This window comes from Streptococcus sp. SS-4456 (assembly GCF_036680365.1).
Classification (GTDB): Bacteria; Bacillota; Bacilli; order Lactobacillales; family Streptococcaceae; genus Streptococcus.
Genome location: NZ_JAVIHI010000038.1, coordinates 1 through 20,226, shown reverse-complemented (window position 1 = coordinate 20,226; position 20,226 = coordinate 1). Strand labels below are relative to the sequence as shown.

Annotated in this window: 18 protein-coding genes; 2 read left to right on the top strand and 16 right to left on the bottom strand. The window is 44.8% G+C overall.

The genetic code is table 11. The annotated features are described in order from the left end of the window. Positions 1–95 precede the first annotated feature (95 nt). The gene (locus RFK25_RS09420; RefSeq protein ID WP_332413147.1) at positions 96–464 is read left to right on the top strand and encodes an alpha/beta hydrolase; all 369 of its coding nucleotides are present in this window, start codon (positions 96–98) and stop codon (positions 462–464) included. A 193-nt stretch (positions 465–657) separates the two neighbouring features. Here the strand turns inward: RFK25_RS09420 and RFK25_RS09415 are convergent, their stop codons facing one another. From RFK25_RS09415 to RFK25_RS09345, 15 genes are all read right to left on the bottom strand, one after another. Continuing rightward, positions 658–2,034 (bottom strand): PTS sugar transporter subunit IIC, encoded by a 1,377-nt coding sequence (locus tag RFK25_RS09415; protein WP_332413146.1) that lies wholly within the window; start codon positions 2,032–2,034, stop codon positions 658–660. A gap of 43 nt (positions 2,035–2,077) precedes the next feature. Continuing rightward, entirely contained in the window at positions 2,078–2,521 is a 444-nt protein-coding gene (locus tag RFK25_RS09410; RefSeq protein WP_044689396.1) for a DUF3284 domain-containing protein, read from the bottom strand. Between the two features lie 36 nt (positions 2,522–2,557). Then, the gene (locus RFK25_RS09405) at positions 2,558–2,890 is read right to left on the bottom strand and encodes a PTS lactose/cellobiose transporter subunit IIA (protein ID WP_099778135.1); all 333 of its coding nucleotides are present in this window, start codon (positions 2,888–2,890) and stop codon (positions 2,558–2,560) included. Between the two features lies 1 nt (position 2,891). Then, entirely contained in the window at positions 2,892–3,203 is a 312-nt protein-coding gene (locus RFK25_RS09400; RefSeq protein WP_002939849.1) for a PTS sugar transporter subunit IIB, read from the bottom strand. Between the two features lie 13 nt (positions 3,204–3,216). Beyond that, positions 3,217–5,211 (bottom strand): BglG family transcription antiterminator, encoded by a 1,995-nt coding sequence (locus RFK25_RS09395; protein WP_332413145.1) that lies wholly within the window; start codon positions 5,209–5,211, stop codon positions 3,217–3,219. Between the two features lie 134 nt (positions 5,212–5,345). Beyond that, on the bottom strand, positions 5,346–6,455 hold the full coding sequence (locus RFK25_RS09390; RefSeq protein WP_332413144.1) for a DUF871 domain-containing protein: 1,110 nt from the start codon (positions 6,453–6,455) through the stop codon (positions 5,346–5,348). 8 nt (positions 6,456–6,463) lie between these two features. Then, the gene (locus RFK25_RS09385) at positions 6,464–7,864 is read right to left on the bottom strand and encodes a glycoside hydrolase family 1 protein (RefSeq protein WP_332413143.1); all 1,401 of its coding nucleotides are present in this window, start codon (positions 7,862–7,864) and stop codon (positions 6,464–6,466) included. Continuing rightward, positions 7,851–9,215: a 6-phospho-beta-glucosidase gene (locus RFK25_RS09380; RefSeq protein WP_332413142.1), complete on the bottom strand. Its 1,365-nt coding sequence runs from the start codon at positions 9,213–9,215 to the stop codon at positions 7,851–7,853. Before RFK25_RS09380 ends, RFK25_RS09385 begins: the two co-directional genes overlap by 14 nt. A 376-nt stretch (positions 9,216–9,591) precedes the next feature. Next, the gene (locus tag RFK25_RS09375; RefSeq protein ID WP_332413141.1) at positions 9,592–9,990 is read right to left on the bottom strand and encodes a DUF6157 family protein; all 399 of its coding nucleotides are present in this window, start codon (positions 9,988–9,990) and stop codon (positions 9,592–9,594) included. 22 nt (positions 9,991–10,012) lie between these two features. Beyond that, positions 10,013–12,514, bottom strand: coding sequence for a leucine--tRNA ligase (gene leuS, locus RFK25_RS09370; protein ID WP_332413140.1), 2,502 nt, complete (start codon positions 12,512–12,514; stop codon positions 10,013–10,015). Between the two features lie 101 nt (positions 12,515–12,615). Next, a complete protein-coding gene (locus tag RFK25_RS09365) occupies positions 12,616–14,508 on the bottom strand; it encodes a M13 family metallopeptidase (protein WP_332413139.1) in 1,893 nt (630 codons plus the stop codon). A 69-nt stretch (positions 14,509–14,577) separates the two neighbouring features. Then, entirely contained in the window at positions 14,578–15,405 is an 828-nt protein-coding gene (locus tag RFK25_RS09360) for a metal ABC transporter permease (RefSeq protein WP_332413138.1), read from the bottom strand. Then, entirely contained in the window at positions 15,398–16,258 is an 861-nt protein-coding gene (locus tag RFK25_RS09355; RefSeq protein WP_332413137.1) for a metal ABC transporter permease, read from the bottom strand. Before RFK25_RS09355 ends, RFK25_RS09360 begins: the two co-directional genes overlap by 8 nt. Then, the gene (locus tag RFK25_RS09350) at positions 16,251–17,015 is read right to left on the bottom strand and encodes a metal ABC transporter ATP-binding protein (RefSeq protein ID WP_332413136.1); all 765 of its coding nucleotides are present in this window, start codon (positions 17,013–17,015) and stop codon (positions 16,251–16,253) included. Before RFK25_RS09350 ends, RFK25_RS09355 begins: the two co-directional genes overlap by 8 nt. Before the next feature lie 14 nt (positions 17,016–17,029). Further along, a complete protein-coding gene (locus tag RFK25_RS09345; RefSeq protein WP_332413135.1) occupies positions 17,030–17,953 on the bottom strand; it encodes a metal ABC transporter solute-binding protein, Zn/Mn family in 924 nt (307 codons plus the stop codon). A gap of 126 nt (positions 17,954–18,079) precedes the next feature. Here RFK25_RS09345 and RFK25_RS09340 point away from each other — a divergent pair, with 126 nt between their 5' ends. Beyond that, positions 18,080–18,739 carry a metal-dependent transcriptional regulator gene (locus tag RFK25_RS09340; RefSeq protein WP_332413134.1) on the top strand — a complete coding sequence of 220 codons (660 nt, stop codon included), beginning with the start codon at positions 18,080–18,082 and terminating at the stop codon, positions 18,737–18,739. 385 nt (positions 18,740–19,124) lie between these two features. Here the strand turns inward: RFK25_RS09340 and RFK25_RS09335 are convergent, their stop codons facing one another. Next, positions 19,125–19,799, bottom strand: a complete 675-nt coding sequence (locus RFK25_RS09335; RefSeq protein ID WP_332413133.1) for a CPBP family intramembrane glutamic endopeptidase — start codon at positions 19,797–19,799, stop codon at positions 19,125–19,127. Between the last annotated feature and the right edge of the window lie 427 nt (positions 19,800–20,226).

Below are 20,226 nucleotides of genomic sequence, written 5' to 3'. Positions count from 1 at the left end.
GATTTCGATTTTGTCTTCATAGCTCAATTTCATAAAAATAGCACCCCAAATGTTAGATTTTTTCTGTCTAACTTTTGGGGTGCAGTTCAAAGCCAATGCCACCTTACAAGGATGAGTTCTTCCGCTACTGCCTCAACGTTCAGGACCCTGCCCTCAAAGAAGAGATTTTCAAGACCTTGGTACCTGAGTCTGGCAAGGTCTATACCCAGATGGCTTTTCCTTTCTTTGATAAAAGCAGAGCAGGTTACGTTGATTTCAGCAAGATTACAGGACCTGTCCTGGTCATCACAGGAAGTGAAGACAAGATGACCGTTTCTGCCATTGCTAGAAAAACAGCTAAAAACTACAAGGACTCCGTTCTGGTTTCTCTAACAGGGGCAGACCACATGTACGAGTCCGGCAAATTCCAAGACAAAACCCTCTCTGTTATTCACGCTTGGTTGAGCGAGAAAAAGTATCTATAGACAGCCAAAAACGACCTCCAACACGGAAGTCGTTTTCTTGTAATATCCTACTTTTTCCTACTTCTGAGAACACTGATTAATATTAAAACCAGACCAGAAATAATATTGAAATATTTATTTCCATATAATGGACTGATAGCAATCAGAAAGCAGCCTAGTGCCAGTAAGAAGGGAGATTTGTTTTTGGAAAACATTAGTCCTCACCAGCCTTAACCTTGTTGGCTGCAATGACAAACGGGGTCCAAATCAAGAAGGCAACAAAGAGGTTGAAGAGCGAAACTAGGGCCGCCATAATGTTACCACCTGTTGCTAGATAAGCGTAGAGACCTGGTGGGGTAATCCATGGAACAGCTAGAAAGACTGGAGGTATCAAGCCTGCTGCTGTTGCCAAATATGCAATCGCTGCACAAACTGGTGGCACAATGAGCCACGGAATAACAAAGAGTGGATTCAAGACCATCGGAATACCGAAGGTAATCGGCTCGTTGATATTAAAGACTCCCATCGGAGCTGACAATTTGGCAACCATCTTGTATTCTTCCCGTTTGGAGAAGAGGAAAATTGCAATAATCAGAGCGAGGGTTACACCTGAGCCTCCCATCTGAGCATAGGCATCAAAAGAACCACGCGTCCAGAGCCAAGGGAGGTCTGCAACACTTCTAGTTGCCTCGTAAACCGCTGTATTTTCATTTAGAGCAATGCCGTAAATCCCATCCATGATTGGTGCCAAGACATTGTGACCATGTAGACCAAAGAACCAGAAGAGCTGGACGAGGAAGGTTAACAATACTACCGAACCAATCCCTTGAGAAAGCCCAAGCAACGGCATCTGAATATAGGTTGATACCACATCACTCAAGGACTGACCAGTTACTGAGAATACAAGATAGGCTACAATAGAAGATGCATAAATTGCTGCCGTACCCGGGATGATTGCTGCAAAAGCCTTGTTAACTGCGGGTGGAACCGAATCTGGCAATTTGATAATAATGTTCCGTTTCACCAAACTCGCATAAACAAAGGTTGCCAAGAATCCAATAAACATGGCTGTGAAGAGACCTGTTGCTCCACCATATTTCAGCGCAATCGCTCCCCATTCACTGGTTTCCAATATAGAAACACCGTCTGTGCTAACAATGGTCAAGCCTATTTCTTCTAAAGCAGTGATAACCGATTTATCCACACCTTCTAAAGCAGTTGAAATAGTGAGACTTTGAGGAATGGTTGAAATGAAGGATGCAAAGGAAATCAAGCCGCCTGCAAGTGGATTGACCTTGTACATCAAAGACAAGTTGTAACCAAAGGCAAAGGCAAAGACAAGCGCCATGATTCCAATGGTTCCAAAATAAACATAGCCGTTAATGTTAATAATTGGCTGCATAGCTTCTGCAAAACCTGTCCAACCCATATTGTTAGGAATGTCTCTCAGAAAGACATTCAAAAGAACGGCCACCGTACCTGCCATGGTAATCGGCATCATGGAAATAAAGGAATCACGAATGGCAATCAAATGACGTTGCGAGCCGATTTTTCCTGATATTTCCATAAATTTTTCAGAAATATTTGACATAATCTGTCTCCTTTTCTATTTTTTTATTGTTGTATAAACAAAATCACGATGTCGAAGCACCTTCTTTAGAATACCGAATCAGTGCTTCTAATTGAGCATCTGTCTGCCGTTTCAAACTCTTAGAGAAGACTTTCTCCATTAAAAAGTAGTTACCTCTCATAAATAAGTCTGCTGCTTCCATTTCATAAGAGTATTCAATCTCTGTTTGATTGTCCCCCAAAGCGTGCAAATCATAGCAGATATGCTCTTTTCCTCGATTGGAATGAAAGCAAACAGCATAACGATAGGGGGCAAGAAATTCCTCTACACGCACCTTGACACTATGCTCTCCTTTGTCTCCAAATGTTTTTACATAGGTCAAACCTTCCTGGATATCTTGATCAAGAAGAGGACGTCCAGTATTTTGCTGATAATCCTCTTTCAAGGACCGACCAATCGCAGCAAACAATTGTTCAATTGGAACCTGTCCTATTTTTTTGATTTTCATACCTGTCCTCCTATCTCTGCTATCCAACAAGGTAGCCTAGCCACAATTCTTTTGTTCAGCTAAACGCTTATAGAGCTCCACTACTTCCTTGGCCATATCAATAAATGTCAAGGCATTCATCAAGTGGTCCTGTCCATGCACCATTAGCAAGGACACGTCTACCGTTTGCCCACCAGCCTCTTGGGCTAGTAGACCTGTTTGTGACTTATGGGCAATATTTAGGGAGGTGTTTGCTTCTTGAAGCAAGTGCTCTGCCGTCTGGAAATCCTCCTGCTTGGCCGCTTGAATTGCCTGAACAGCATAGCCCTTTGCCTCTCCCCCATACATAATAAGCCCCATAATCGCTTCTAAGTATTCCGGAGAGTTCATACTAGTCCTCCATTAGTGCCAATGCAGCATCAAGCACCTTGGCACCGTTCATCACTCCATAATCCATCATATTGATTGCATCAACCTTGATTGCAGGCTCGAACTTAGCCTTGTAGTCATTTAGCAAAAATTTAACCTGTGGACCTAGCAAAAGGACATCAATCTCCTTTTGACTAACTTCACTATCAGCTTCTGACACAGGGACTGCCCAAATCGTTGCCTCTATCCCCTTTTCTTCTGCGGCTTTCTGCATCTTGGTCACCAACATACTAGTAGACATACCAGCATTGCACACTAACATAATTTGTTTCATAAAAAAACTCCTCCTACCCCTGTTTTTGAATCAAGGGAATAAATATATCGACTAATTCCTGATAGCTAGGATTTTGAACTAGCCTTTCTTGCAAAGACCTGTCTTGGACAAATTCAACCAGACAAGGAGAAATATACTTCAGATGCGGATTCCGCCCTTTTGACGGGGACAGAAGAAAGACAAACTGCACCTTCTTTCCCTCTTCCCATTCAACTGCTTCCTTACAAACTCCGACCACAATCTGCTCAGAGAAAGTCAGGGGAATAGCTGGATGCGGAAAGGCCAATAGTTCTCCAAAAACGACCGAACTATAGGACTCTCTCACATTTACCTGTTCCCTAAATTGTTCCACAAAGCCTGATTCCTTGGCTTCATCCAAGCACGCTATCAGTTGCAACATGGCCCTATCTCGACTTATCTTTTTTTCCAAAGAGACTATTCTCAAAGGTGAAAATACAGCCTCTGCAATCTGTCTCGCCTGCTCTTCCTCCATAGGTAAAGCCTCGTTCTGCTCAACTCGGACAGGTGTCACTTGTTGAAGATAGGAACGAATTGCCTCGATATCCTGCTCTGACAGGAAAACACTGACGGTGATGACGGGTGTCAGGAAAATTAAATTGGACAAGCTAATCGAAGAAATAATCAGGTCTACATCTCTTAAACGTTCCTCTGTTACCTCGTAGTAACTCACAACATCTGCAATCTCCAAGCTTGTTGTAAATTCCTTTTCCAAACGATTTCGCAACATTAAAGCGCTTCCAATTCCGGTCGCACAGACGACCAATACCCGCAACTTTTTCCGCCCCTCGTATCGCTCAATTGCAGCCAATACATGCAGGGTCAGGTAGGCCCATTCGTCATCCGAAATGCTATAGGCCAACAAGGTGGGCATAGAAGCAAAAGCTTGCTTGGTCAGCTCAAATACTTCTATATAATCCCTCTGGATATCAGCCACCAAGGGATTAGCCAACTGAATCTGGTGCTCCAACCGCGTCCGTAAGGGGAGTAAATGAGCGACAACCCCCTTGAAAAGCTGTCGATCTTTTAACAAATCCAGACCAGTCAACTGAGAGAGAGTCTGTAAACAACTTTCTACTTCTTCCTCCAGACCGTCCTCTAACTCCAAAAGCTGACTAGGATTTCCTGTCAACTTTACCTTCAGGTGTAGAGCAATATAGTTAGCTTCTTCTACAGGAATCGCCACTTGAAATTCTGTTTCAATTCGTTCGATAATTCGTCCAGCAACCTGATACTCCTTGGAAGATTGAATCTGATCAGATATTGGAAATCGGTCTAAACTAGCTCCTCCCTTCATTCGTTGCAAGAGCAGAGCGATATGAAGAACCAGGTTTTGCATCACAAAATCAGACAGGCGAAGTTTGGCATCACGACACTCATCCAAGACAATCAACATCAGGTCTGTAAACCGAATGTCTGGCAGGAGCTGACTTTCCACCAAACCATAAAGAGACTGACCATTCCCTTGTCCAAAAAAGTAATCCATGATGAAGTGCCGAATAGCAGGCTCCTCCCCGCTTAATTCTACACCTCTCCGTGTGAACAACAACTCTAATTGGTAGGAAATAAATAACTTGCGAATATCCGCGATAATAGAATGTAGGGTTGTTTTTCCGATAAACAGCTCTCGTTGCAAACGATCCATGGACTGAATTGGATTTTCAAATAATAACTTACTTAAAACATACCGTTGTCGGTCCGTCGCTTCCTCCAGTTGCCGCAAGTCCGTCACCTGCTTTTTCAACCGTAGCTGTTCTTGCCAAAACATTTCAAACTCAACCGGTCTCTCCACCAGCAAACAGTATCCCTTACTTTGTTTGGACAAAATAGAAGCACCGCTAGCCTCTAGCGAAAGAGAGAGTTGCTGGACATACTTTCTTGCTGTTCGATCACTGACACCCAAAGCCTTTGCCAGTTCTATACTAGATACAAAGTCCCCTTGTTTTGCCAGAAAATAATCTACCAGACGAACTTCTTTTTTAGATAGCATACTCCCTCCTCTCCGCAAGATTTATACGAAATATAACAAGACTAGTAAGCTAGAGCCTGTTGATAAAAACATATTTTTATATTTCTATTGTAGCATATCCTCAGGCTACAAGGGTTCTCTTTTTTTCCGTATTGTTAATGAAAGGAATCGGACGCAACGATTCGCAATCGAAAGGATTGCCATGGCTTGATAAAAGCGAGCAAGGGCAGATAGTCAGGGCAAATTCGTCCAACCCGATTCACTTTTGAACTCACGGTGAACTCCCTCAAAGCTATTTGTAACTCTCCCTTGTAACGACCATATAGGTCATTGTCAATCAAGACATCACCTCGCTGCACAAGCGTTTCCTTATCTGTATGTGCAGAAATAGTCGCATCCTTGTAGACAACACGGGGCATGGTCGACCGAAGTAGGTAGGCTGATATATCCCCACGATAAACATGATCAAACTCAATGATTTCCCGCTCCACAGCTGTCACTTGCCCAGTAAGTTCTACAGGTAAACAAATGTCCTCTTCCTCCAAGATAGATTGAAGAGACTGGAGCTCCTCCTCCGAGATGAACTGATTGGAGATGAGGATACAATCAATCAAACCTGTCGCCTTGAGCCAGGCAATTTGAAGAGGTAAGGTCTGGTTGCGATGCTCCTCCAAGGTAGGTAGACCTTCTGACAAGGGCCAAGGCCCTTCCGTTGCAGACTGGGCAGTCACAAAAGCTGCCGTCTGTATGCCTTCTTGGTGATAGAAAGAAGATATTTCTAAAAAATGCTCCTCTGATAGCCCTGTATAGGCGTGAGGATAGAAATTATGACAGGCAACAATGTTATCCCTATTTGCCTCACTAGCTAGCAGTTTCGTCAGTAAGACCTTATCGGTACTCAGATTTAGTTCAATCTTGAGCCCGTAAGGATTCTGTGTCAAGCTGACAATCTCCTCCAAAGGCAAGGCCTCGTCCAGACGAATCCCTGTCAGCCCTAAATCATGGGCTTCTTCAATAAGTGATTTCTGCCAGCCCTGTGCCTCTATAAAACCCGGACTAAGATCCGCAATCACGACTATCCCCAACTGACGAGCATAGGCAATCAAGTCCCGATAGAGTTGCAAGGCTTCTTGGGTATCTCCTCCAAGTTGCAAGAGGCTCATAAACATTCGCCGTGCTCCATAACGCCCCAGCAAGTCTATATAGGCCTTAGACTCTTCCAATGAATAGTTTTCTGGATAGATTGAAAAACCAAATTGAACCATTGCTCCTCCTAACGACTAAATCCATTGGCATCACTCAGTGCCTTAAACCAACTTCCCGATTTTTTAATCCTACGCTGCTGAGTCTCCAAATCCAACTCGACCAGCCCATAACGATTTTTATAGGCATTGAGCCAAGACCAACAATCAATAAAGGTCCATAACATATAACCTTTACAGTTAGCCCCTTCCTCAATAGCCCGATGTAATTCTATCAAGTGATCTTCGATAAATTCAATCCGATAATCATCCTGAATGACCTCATCTTGCCGGAAAGCCGCTTCACCCTCTACTCCCATACCATTTTCAGTGACTAACCACTCAATATTGTTGTATTGGTCCCGAATATTGATTGCGATATCGTAGATTCCTTTTTCATAGATTTCCCAGCCTCGATGCGGATTGATTTTTTTCCCTGGCATATCGTAAGGTGCGAAGAAGTGCTCTGGAGTCAATACCTCTCCCTCTTTCCAGACCTTATTCGGCGCCTGTACACGAAGGGGTTGGTAATAGTTGACACCTAAAAAATCTACCCGATTTTCCCTAATAATCGCCAGCTCTTCCTCGCTGGTTTCAGGACTCAATCCGTATTCCTCAATCAAGTCAACCAAGTCCCTCGGGTATTCTCCCAATACAGAAGGATCTAAGAAGCTCTTGGTTTGGAAGAGCTCAGCTATTTTAGCCGCCTTGACATCATCAGGATGCTCACTTCGAGGATAGGCCGGTGTCAGATTCAGGACAATTGCAATTTTCTTCTCCGGATTCACTTCATGACAAGCTTTTACTGCCAAGGAACTGGCCAACTGAGTATGGTAGGCAACAGCAACCGCCGCCTTGGCATCTACCTTACAAGGATAATGATAATCTCCTAGATAGCCACACTCAACTGGAACAATCGGCTCATTAAAGGTAATCCAACGATCTACTAGGTCGTCAAACAATTCAAAACAAGTACGAGCATAGGCTTCATATGCCCAAACAATGTCCTTGTTCTCCCAGCCTCCTTGCTCCTGTAAAGCATAGGGAAGATCAAAATGATAGAGATTAACAAACAGCTGAATCCCTTTTTCTTTTATCAAAGAAAATACAGAACGATAAAAAGTCACAGCCTCCTGATTAACCTCTCCAACACCCTTTGGAAATAACCGCGACCACTGAATCGATGTCCTAAATACTGTGTGTCCAGTTTCAACCAATAACTCGATATCCTTTTTGAAATTCTTATAGAAAGTGGAAGTCCTCTCTGGACCTACTTTCCCATGGAAACGTTCTGGCTCAATGCTGTACCAGTAGTCCCAATTATTCTGTCCTTTTCCATCGCCCAGCTCAGTTCCTTCACTCTGCGGACCCGATGTAGAAGTCCCCCACAAAAAACCTTCTGGAAACTGATAAACTACCTTATCCTCTGTCATAACCAATTCCTTTCTTCTTTATCTGATCGATGACACACTTAAATTGTGGCAAGTACGCCTCATGTGCCACTAGTAATTCTTGTAAGACACGCTCTGCCAATTCTCCATTCGGAATCAGAGGATTGAGAGCAAAAGCCTGTAAAGCCAAAGCGTAGTCTCCTGTCATTGCAGCCCCAACAGTTGCCAACTCCATTTGCTGCATTTGCTGCAAGTAACCCCTGACCACCATCGGTGTTTTGGGACATACCAAAGGAAGCGCACCCTGGGCAGTAATGACAGACGAGACTTCGACTACGCAGTCCTCTGGCAGATAAGAAATCACTCCTCTATTAACCGTCGAAACCGTCATAATTTCCTTGCTGTCGTTGTATATAGCACAAATGAGTTGACAGGCAACATCGCTATAATAAGCACCACCGCGTTGCTCCAGTTGCTTAGGCTTATGGTCCAAATTTGAATCCCTGTAGAGCTCAAACAACTCTTCTTCGACCTCTTGAACAACCTGAGCCCGCACCTTCCCTTGACGATACTGGTCTAAGGCATCTGCCAACATCTCCTTTTCTAAAAAGTAGTAACGGTGGTAATCACAGGGCAACAGACCAATCGACTGCAAGAAGGGGAATGAAAAATCTAAATTGGTAATATTTTTAACAACCTCCTGATTCCCTCTTGAGTCACCGTATAAAGCTTCCATGACTTCACCAGTACGATTCTGGCCAGCCTGATCCCAAACTTCATGAAAATGGAAATGGTTTAATCCAACATGATTGGTTTTAATCGATTCCTCAGGCAGATTCAAAATCTGAGCTGCCGTCTTTTTCTGACCAATCGGAATGTTGCATAAGCCAATCACCCTGTTCCACTGCAGTTCATTAACAATCGCTTCCGTTACTATGCCTGCAGGATTGGTAAAATTAATCAACCAAGCATCTGGACACAGCTCTTTCATGTCTGCAATGATACCCTTGTAGGCCTCTATAGTCCGAAATGCCTTAAAGATGCCACCTGCCCCATTGGTTTCCTGTCCAAGTAGACCATGACTCAGAGGAATTGTCTCATCGATATAGCGTGCCTGTAACTGACCAACTCGGAACTGAGATGTCACAAAGTCTGCTCCCTTCAAAGCAGCCCTTCGATCCAGTGTCTCCTCTATTTTCCAGTCTAATCCAGCCTTTCTAACCATTCGACGTGCCAAATCAACAACTATTTTCTGCTTCTCAGCCCCGGCTTCAACATCTACAAACCACCATTCCCGAATGGGTAGTTGCTGATGCCGCAAAATCATCCCTTCAACTAGCTCAGGAGTATAGCTCGACCCGCCACCAAGTGTGACTAATTTGATTGATTTCACGACCTGCTCTCCTTTGTTTATTCATATATTCTTATTATATTCCTGTTTCTATATTTTGTAAACGCATACACTTCCTGTCTTTTTCCGTAATATAAAGGAAACTCCCCTCAAGACAAGCAAAAACGACCTCCAACACGGAAGTCGTTTTCTTATATGCATTATAGTCATTTGAATTAACTTTGATACATCGTCACTTTCGGCTTGCCGTACTCTGCGGAAGTGACTTGCTTTGCAAGTTATATCTCCAACCTAGCACAGCCACTAGGCTGTGCAAGCAACCTGCACCTCAGTTCCTTGTCTGAAAGCTAATTCATTCGACTATATTTCGTAATGTTCTTCATCCAGTTAGCCACAATCGCCTACCTTACTAACCTCACTAACTACTCTTTCGGCTCGAACGCATCCCTCGAATCTGCTTCAAGGATTCATCCTTCTCGAAAGCTTGGTATTCCTGAGACTCTCTGGGATAGAGAGCTAGTTTCCCTTCACTGTCAAAGTGAATTCCCCAGCCATATCGCTTGCTGAGAGCCGAGCTACGCATGCAAGCTTGACCTTTGGAGAAAAATTCTTCCTCAGAGATACCCCTGCGAGCTCCATTGGACTCGTAAATCACTTGGTCAGAAGTACATTGATAGGGGCTGTCTTTGAGGCGGTCGTATTGGATACGAACAGCTGATTTCGGCTCCTTTAAAGGAGGTTCTTGACCTATCTCTACTGGACAATCCTCCGCCACAGCAAGAAAGGCATTATAGTAATTAGTCGAATGTTTTTTCATAACCTATCCTGTAGGGAGTTCCTTACTTGGTAACGATATTCACCAATTTATTTACAACCGTAATCACCTTCACCACTGTTTGCCCAGCGATTTCAGCTTGGACTTTTTCGTCTGCAAGGGCAACTTTTTCAAGTTCAGCTGGTGACAGGTCTTTGGCTACGGTCAAGCGAGCTTTTACCTTGCCTTTGATTTGGACAACGATTTCCACTTCGCTTTCTACCAGCTTGCTTTCGTCATATGTTGGCCATGCGACATAGCTGATTGACTGGCCTGTATTTGCTAGACCCTGCCAGAGTTCTTCTGCCAAGTGTGGTGCAAATGGAGCAATCAATTGGACAAAGCCTTTGGCGTATTCGACATAGAGTTTGTCTTCCTTGTTGGCTGCGTTGACAAAAATCATGAGCTGGGCGATAGCCGTATTGAATTTCAGGTCTTCGATATGCTCTGTCACCGTCTTCACGGTTTCATTGTAGACCTTATCCAAAGCTCCGCTATTTTCCGCCACAATCTCCTTAGTCGTCAAGAGGCGATAGACACGGTCAAGAAACTTACGGCTGCCTTCGAGACCTTCTTCCGACCAAGCGATTGACGCATCAAGTGGGCCCATGAACATTTCATAAACACGGAGGGTGTCCGCACCGAATTGCTCGACCACATCATCTGGGTTAACCACGTTTTTAAGAGACTTAGACATCTTAGCAGGTGCCTGCTCCAACTCCTCACCAGTCTCGATGTGGAAGAAGGAACCGTCGCGTTTTTCAACTTTATCGGTCGCTACAAGGGCACCACGGCTGTCGCGGTAGCTAGTTCCCAAAATCATGCCCTGGTTAAAGAGTTTTTGGAATGGCTCTTTGGTCGGCACAACGCCAAGGTCATAGAGGAACTTGTGCCAGAATCGAGCATAAAGCAAATGAAGGACCGCGTGCTCGGCACCACCGATGTAGATGTCCACTGGCAACCAAGCTTTGAGAAGCTCCTCGTCTGCCAATTTCTCATCATTGTGTGGGTCGATATAACGGAGGTAGTACCAGCTAGAGCCCGCCCATTGTGGCATGGTGTTGGTCTCACGGCGACCTTTGACGCCGTCTTCACGCACCACTTCTAACCAGTCTGTCAAGTTAGCAAGGGGTGACTCGCCCGTACCTGACGGCTTGATGTCTGAAGTTTTTGGCAATACCAGAGGTAACTCATTTTCTGGTACGGCTGTGGAAGTGCCGTCTTCCCAGTGGATGATTGGAATCGGCTCACCCCAATAACGCTGACGGCTGAAGAGCCAGTCACGGAGGCGGTAAGAAATTTTCTCCTGACCAAGACCATTTTCTTCCAACCAAGCTACCATTTTGGCAATAGCTTCTTCCTTTTTGAGACCATCTAGGAAGTCTGAGTTGATGTGGGCACCATCTTCTGTGTAAGGTGCTTCTTCTACATTGCCACCTTCCAAAACTGGAATGATATCCAAACCAAATTGTTTAGCAAATTCCCAGTCACGCTCATCGTGGGCAGGAACGGCCATAATAGCACCTGTTCCGTAGCTTGCAAGGACATAATCAGCAATCCAGATTGGAATTTCCTTGTTGTTAACAGGGTTGATAGCATAGGCACCTGTCCAAACACCTGTCTTGTCTTTGGCAAGGTCTGTACGAGCTAGGTCAGATTTGAGAGAGGCTTGGCGTTTGTACTCTGCTACCGCTTCTGCCTGCTCAGGCGATGTAATGCTATCTACCAAGTCATGCTCAGGAGCAAGAACTGCGTAGGTGGCACCAAAAAGGGTATCCGGACGGGTAGTAAAGACTGTGAAGTCCTTGTCTGTGTCCTTGATTTTGAAGGTCACATTGGCACCCGTTGACTTGCCGATCCAGTTGCGTTGCATGTCCTTGATAGACTCTGGCCAGTCAACTTCTTCCAAGTCATTAAGCAACCGCTCTGCATAGGCTGTGATTTTCAACATCCATTGACGCATTGGCTTACGGACAACAGGGTAGCCACCACGTTCAGACGTTCCGTCAGGAAGGACTTCTTCGTTGGCGATAGCTGTTCCCAATTCTTCTACCCAGTTTACAGGCACTTCTGCCTCGTAGGCCAGGCCTTTTTCATACAACTTGGTGAAAATCCACTGAGTCCACTTGTAGTAGTTAGGGTCTGTCGTATTGACCTCACGGTCCCAGTCGTAAGAAAAGCCAAGGGCGTTAATCTGACGCTTGAAGTTGGCAATATTTTCCGCTGTAAAGTCAGCTGGGTCATTACCCGTGTCCATAGCGTACTGCTCAGCTGGCAGACCAAAGGCATCCCACCCCATTGGGTGAAGAACGTTGTAGCCCTGAGCACGCTTGTAACGGCTGAGAATGTCGGTCGCAGTATAGCCCTCAGGGTGACCAACGTGTAAGCCTGCACCAGACGGATAAGGGAACATATCTAGGGCATAAAAATTTGGCTTATCCGCATCTGTTCCCGTCTTAAAAGTATGATTTTTTGCCCAAAATTCCTGCCATTTGGGCTCGATTTCCTTGTGATTGTAGAAGCTCATGTCATTTCTCCAATAAAATTGATTATTTTCTTATTATATCACGTTTTGGGGGAATTGGGAAAGACAAAAACAGCCAGTTTTCACTAGCTGTTTTCCCATTTTTACCAAATAATCACACGATCTTCTTTTGCACGCCACATGCCATCACCTTCTTGAACGCCAAAGGTTTCATGGAATTCATCAAAGTTTGGCAACTGGATGTTGGTGCGTAGGTGACCTGGTGCATGAACATCCACACTAGCCAACATCTGCATGAACTCAGGACGGGCCTTCATTCGCCAGATGCGAGCAAAGTTGGTGAAGAACTCTTCTGCGGAGAAGTCGTCTTCTGACTTGGCTGCTTCAAGAGCTGCTGCAATCCCACCAAGGTCGGCAATGTTTTCTGACACGGTCAATTTACCATTGATTTTGGCACCGTATGAATCCTGACCCTCAAACTGGTCAATAACCTGCTGAGTACGAGCTTCAAAGGCTGCATAATCTTCCTCTGTCCACCAGTTATTCAAGCTACCATGCTCATCAAAGGAAGCACCGTTTGAGTCAAAGGCATGGGAAATCTCGTGGGCAATGACGGCACCGATACCGCCGTAGTTAGCTGATGAAGACTGCTCCAGCGAGTAGAATGGCGCCTGCAAAATGGCAGCTGGGAAGACAATCAAGTTCTTCTGTGGATTGTAGTAGGCGTTGACCATGTGAGCCGGCATGCCCCACTCCTTAATGTCCACAGGCTTGTTCCACTTGCTCCAACCATGAGCGATGTCAATCTTGTTTAGTTCGATAGCATTTTCCACCAAGGACTTACTTGGGTCAACAATCTTCTTATAATAACGCTCTGGCAAGGCATCTGGGTAACCAATGTAAGGCTTGATAACATTGAGTTTGACAATGGCTTTGTCACGCGTTTCCTGAGCCAACCAGTCTGCCGTTTCCAAACGAGATTTGTAGACCTCAATCATCTTGGCAACCTTTGCTTCCACATCGGCCTTGGCTTCTGGTGAGAATTTTTCTCCAGCATACCAAAGACCGAGTGCTTGGTTAAAGTAACCTTGTGCCAGATTGTAGGCTGCTTTTTCTTGGTTTTGAGCCTGCGGTGTACCAGAAAGGGCACGGCTATAGGCTCCTGCTAGAATACGAATTTCATCCGACAGAAAGGCTGTATAAGCTCCTGCCGCTTTCAAAATCAAGGTCGCCTTCAAAAGTTCCCAGTTTGCCGCACTGTAAATGTCCTTGCCAGCCTGCCAGAAACGTTCCTCAGGCACGATAATCTTGTCTGGTGTTTGACCTAAAATCGCTGTAAAGAAATCATCCAAAGGCAACTCTGGTGCCAAGGCAGTAAAATCTGCCCACTCATAAGGATGATAGAGTTTGGCATACTCCGAACCTTCTTCATTTGACAATACATACTTGGCAATCGTGGCATCCAGTTCCAAACGTTTGTCCAAGAGGTCCTTGATTTCCTCATCACTGAAACCAAACTTAGGTAAGAGGGCTTCTTGGCTCTCTCTCCACATTTTGAGCAACTCTGCTCCTTTTTCATGCCCTTCCTCATAGTAGGTCGTATCTGGCAGGATAATACCTAGAGAATCTGCCCAGAGGACATTGGTGGTCGCGTCCATAAAGTCAGGTGCCACACCGAAAGGCATGAGGTTTGGCTTGCCTGCCAACTCGTATTCTGCCAACTTGCTGGTGAATTCTTCGAAAGAGTTGAGAGCCTTGTACTCTGCAATCAAGGCTTGTGCTGGTTCTGCACCCAAACGGTCACGGGTTTCATAGTCAGCCACTTGCTTGTGGAAGGCTACAAAGTTTTGCAAAACGCTATCTTCTGGGACATTTTCTCCCGCCAACCATGCGTTTGTCGTGTCAATCATAAGTTTTTCAATATCATCCGCCAGGTCTGAAAAACCTCCAGTTCTTGGCTTATCGTCTGGAATGACGGCTGTTTTCGCCCATTCGCCATTGACATATTCGTAAAAATCATCTTGTAAACGTGTCATTATTTTCTCCTTTGCTTGTGTGATTACTTACTATAATAACAAAAAAGTCTGACAATTTCATTTGCCAAACTAGGTTTTTAGGGCATTTTTTAGGAAAAAGCTGACGCAGACTGTCAGAAGCCCCATGACCGAACAGGTTCCAGACATGGTCAGGTCAAGCCAGCTGGCAAGACCAAAACCTAGAACAATCATCAGAATGGCGCAACATTGCCCAAAAACTAAAAACTGAAAGAAATGCTTCGACCAAGGTAAGGCCGCCATGCTGGGTGCCACTAAGAAAACAATGACCGCCATAGAGCCGACCGCTTCAAAGGACAAGACCGTTGTCAAGGAAACCAGAAAAATCAACCCTAGCTCCAGTCTTTTGGTGGCAATCCCTTGGAGTTTAGCCTGCTCCTTATCCAAGAGATAGAGGGTCAGAGCTTGAAAATTCAAGGAAAAGAAGACCGATAGGACCAATAGGAGCCCGACGGACTTGACCAAGGCCAAGGGTAGCGACAGGCCAAATAGGTCCAGCCTGTTAAGAGGGGCAAAGAGCACCTCGCCCATCAGGACCATATCCAAGTCCAGATGGACATTGCGAGCAAACAGGGAGATGAGAATAACAGCTAGGGCAAAGAAAAAGGTAAAGAGCAAGCCCGTCGCCGCATCCTGAGCCAACTTGCGAGTGTGTAGCCCCTCAATCGCTAGAACTGTCAGTAGACCAAAAAACGCCGCCCCAAACAAGAGCAGGGGGGAATCTAGGCTGTGACTGACAAAGAAGCCCAGTACTATCCCCAAGAGAACCGAGTGGGACAAGGCATCTGCCAGCATGGCCTGATTGCGCACAACCAAGACAGACCCAATCAAGCCACAAGAAGAACCAACAGCCAGTAAAATCAATAAGACCTCAAGCACCTGCATTCTCCTTTCTGATATAGGTCACATAAGCAAAAGCCACTAAAGAGGACAAACTCAAGCAAACAATAATAGCCGGCCCAGTCGATAAACCTGTCACCACCGAACTCACATAGCTTCCAAGAAGGGCTGAAAATCCAGCAATTCCTGCTGCTAATGCCAAGGTCTGGCCATAGGACTTTCCTAGAAGCAAGCCAAAGACAGCCGGTGCTATCAAGAAACTACTCATCAGGATAGCCCCAACCACCTTCAAGCCACCCGCAATCAAACTCATCATCAGAAACAGGGTCATACGGTCAATCTTTTCCACAGAAATCCCCACTAGCTTGGCAAATTGTCTGTCAAACAGATAAAGCTTAAGTGACTGGTAGTGCCAGCCAAATAGGAACAAGGCTAGCAAGGCTACTAGGCAAATCAATACAACATCATCCAGCTGCATAAAGGCAGCCTGACCAAAGACATAGTTTTCCAAGCCTGCCTGGGCAGCTCCTTGAAAAGCCTCATTGCCCTGAACATACTGCTTGAGAACCAATCCCAGTCCAAAAAAAGCCGCCGAAACCAGTGCCAAGGCATTGACCCGACTGGTCCGCCCTCCTCGACAGAGCCAGCTGACCAGACCATAGGACAGGTAACCCGAAGCCACCGCTCCAATCAAGAGGAGCAGGGGCTGGCGTGATTGAAAGACCATATAGGGCAAGATGATACCTGGATAGGCCGCATGCCCCAAGCTATCTCCGATTAAACTCTGTCTGGTCAAGACGCTAATGGTCCCGATTTGACTAGCCGCCAAGGCTAAAACAAGGGTTCCCAGAGCTACCGTCCAAAAAGAATAGTCCTGCAAGAGATCAAACATGACCAAGCCCCTCCTTTAGAAACAAGGGTGGTTCCTGACCAAAGGCAGCTTGATAGGCTTGCAGCAAATCCACTTGATCTATAGGGCCCTCTGCCACCAAGCGACCATTGAGCCAGAGGACATAGTCAAAATACTTTTCCAAGGTCAAAAGGTCATGGTGGATAACCAGGGAGGTCTTGCCTTCTTGCTGGAACTTCTTCAAACAGTCCATGATGACTTGCTCTGTCACCTGATCAATTCCTGCCAAGGGCTCATCCATCATGTAGATTTCAGCTTCCTGAGCCAAGGCCCTAGCTAGAAAGACTCGTTGCCGCTGACCTCCCGATAGCTGATCAATCTGCCGATTGCGTAAATCACTGATTTTCAGCTCTTCCAGAGCCTGCTCTGCCTTTTCCTTATCTAAGGAACTTGGTCGACGGAAGAAACCACTGGTATGGGCAAACCGCCCCATCAGGACAATATCCAGAACCCTTGCAGGAAACTGCCAGTTGACCTGGCTGGTTTGGGGAATATAGGCAACATTTTTTTGAATAACTTGGTCCAATTTCTCTGACTGACCCAGTAGTGAAACCTTGCCACTTACCCCCTTCTCCAGACCCAAAATCGCCTTAAACAAGCTCGATTTCCCTGCACCATTTGGTCCAACCAAGGCTGCACGACAACCCTTGGGCAGCTGAAAACTGACCTGATCTAGAGCCTTGACCTGTCCTGCACCATAGTGCAAGGACAAGTCTTCAACTCTCAGTATTTCTTCCATTCTTCCAACCTTTCTTACTGCAAATGCTCCACAATTAACTGGACATTGTGCTTATACATATCGATAAATGTCGCCCCTTCTTCCCCTTCTGGTGCTAGGGAATCTGAGAATAACTCCTTGCCTTCACCCGTTACAACAGCCACCTGACCACCCTTGGCCTTGACAGCTTCCTGCAATTTTTCCATGCGTTCTGGACTGGTTGTTGACTCGGTGAAGATAGCCTTGATACCATGTTCTAAAATCATAGTGACCGTTTCAATCATATCGCTGTTGGCAACTTCTGACTCGGTACTAATGCCCTGCGGTGCATAGAGGGTAAAGTCATAGCTGGCTGCGAAGTAGTTAAAGGCATCATGTGGGGTAACAAGGTAACGGCTCTCAGCAGGCAAGACGCTCAACTCTTTTTCGATCCAAGTATGTAAGTCATCCAACTGAGCCAAGTAATTTTCCGTATTTTTCTGAATCAGCTCTGCTTTTTCCGGAAGCAGCTTTTGCAACTCCTCTGAAGCTACCGCTACCGCTGATTGATAGAGGGGAATGGAAAACCAGAAGTGAGGGTCTACAATCTGCTGGCCATCCTCATCCATGGTAGTCAAGTCCGACTGGGCAAAGTTCTTAGACACTGCCACTCCCGTCTTTTCCAAGGCTTCCACCATCTTGCCTTCAAAGTGCAAACCGTGGTAGAGAACAAGGTCAGCCTTTTGTAATTTTGATAAATCACTAGATTTGGCTACGTACAAATGAGGGTCTTCCCCAGCTGGAATCAATAGATCCCGCTCCACCTCATCTCCTGCCAGCTGATAGACCATATCACTGAGGAAAGAGGTCGTGACTGCCACTCGTGGCTTGCCAGAAGCCTCTGAGCTTTGCGTTGAACGACAGGCTCCTAGCCCGATAAGGGACAATAGCAGAGCCAAACTAAGAATTAGTTTTTTCATGATAGGTTCTCCTTTGTATTTTGTTAGGTATGCTTAATTTTAGTTTTAATATATATTAAAAAATTCTTTCTGTCAATGATTTTTATAAAATTTTGGTATACTATTCTTACTAGAAAGTGAGAGACTATGACACCAAACAAAGAAGATTACCTGAAAGTCATTTACGAACTAGGGCAGACAGAACAAAAAATCACCAATAAGCAGATTGCTGAAAAGATGAATTTTTCCGCCCCAGCCGTTTCCGAAATGCTGAAAAAAATGGTCACGGAAGAGTTGATTGAAAAAGATAAAGCAGCAGGTTACCTCCTCAGCCAAGTCGCCTTGGAAATGGTAGCCAACCTCTACCGCAAGCACCGCCTGATAGAAGTCTTTTTAGTTGAACAGCTGGGCTATTCCCCTGAGCAAGTCCACGAAGAAGCTGAAATTTTAGAACACACCGTTTCAGACCATTTTATCAATCAACTGGACAAACTGCTGGGCTATCCCCAAACCTGCCCACACGGTGGCAGTATTCCTAAAGAAAACCAGTTGCTTGTAGAACGCTACCAGATCCGGCTGTCCCAACTGACCGAAACCGGCAGCTACCAACTGGTTCGTATCCATGACTTCTACCAGCTTCTCCAATACCTGGAACAACATGAGTTAACTGTCGGCGATCAACTACTTGTGACAGCCTTCGACCAGTTTGCCCAGACCATCACCATCCAATACAAGGACAAAGAACTGGCTATCCCTACAGCCATCGCCCAAGAATTATTCGTAGAAAAGACTAATCGCCCAGCCTAATAAGCTGAGCGATTATTTTTTTCTCACACTGCGAAAAATAGATTTGGTTGCAAAAAACACTTGCCCTAGGATATATACCAAACCCAAAAAAGAACCTAGATAAAAACAAGCCAAGAGAAAGAAGGAGTTATAGGTTATAGGCTGCACGACAAACATGAACACGAGTACCAAGCCCCACCGCATACCCCAGGTCATCTTTCTCTGAATCAACCATTCCAGCCTATCTTCTCCAACTGAACTTCTGGTTTCCAGATATTCTTGATTAAGGTCTTGAAAAAATTTTCTCATATTCCTGCTCACCTCTGCACTTGATAGTTAGCAATTATAAAATTGCCAACCTCCTCTTAGTATATAGGCATTTCCCCAAAATGTCTACTGTCAATTTTTATCCACCAATCTGCACCAAGCCAAATAAAATTTGGAGGAATAAAATGGAGGCATTGTAGAAGCTATGTGCAAGGATAGTATCCGTCATTCGTCTATTGCACATATACAGACAGCCCAGATAAGCCCCTGTGATAAAGTGTCCTAAAAATGCCACTGAAAAGCTCCAAGTATGACAATAGGCAAATAGAAGGGCAGAAAATACGATGACCATTTGAGGATACTTAGGAAAATACTGGGCTGTCTTTTCTAACAAAATCCCTCTGTAAAGAAATTCTTCTAAAACGGGTGCAAACAAGACAACTGAGAGAGCCATCACCCAAAAATTTTCCGAATTTAACTGATTGACTATATCTAAGGCGTTAGAATCACTAGTGCTAAGCCCTAAATATTGCCAAAGGAGGTTCAGGCAAGTTTGTCCAGTAAATACCAACGCTGTCATACCGACTATTTTAAAAATATTCAGCTTCTCTCTTGAAAAGACTTGATTCTTCCCCATTCCTCGTCTGATAACAGAAAGTAGTGCCAATATTGCAAGACCAAGCCCTATCATGACTGCAAGTTTTAAAAGCACACTCTCTTGAAAGGCTGTTATTCCCACATAAGCCGGAAGTTGAATGAGTAAGGTGAGTAGCAAGGTACCCACTGCTAAACCGATGGATTTTATTATTTTCATATTCTCTCTCCTTTCCAATGTCATTTATAGCCTATTCAATTGTTTTCACAATGTTCACACCTTTAAACACTTAGCCTGCTCTGCTGAAAAAAATCATCTTCTAATACAAAAATATTAAGCATAGAAATCTCCTACATTTTTTGTAAGTAATAATCATTATTATAGCATATTTAGGCAAAAGATAAATGTCCAACTTGACTTGATAGACCTACCGATGTATAATAAACATAGAAAAAGGTAGTTGCTGGAAACAACTACCTTTTGCAGAACCGTTTAAGACGGTGGCAGATTATTCGTATTAAATAACCGTTAACCTACCAAAGTTATAGACGGTTATTTTTTCTACCATTTGTCAAGTCTATCAAGGTATTTGATGAAAAATATGTTGAGTTCAATAGTCAAAATAAGGAAATTGTTTTCTTTTGGA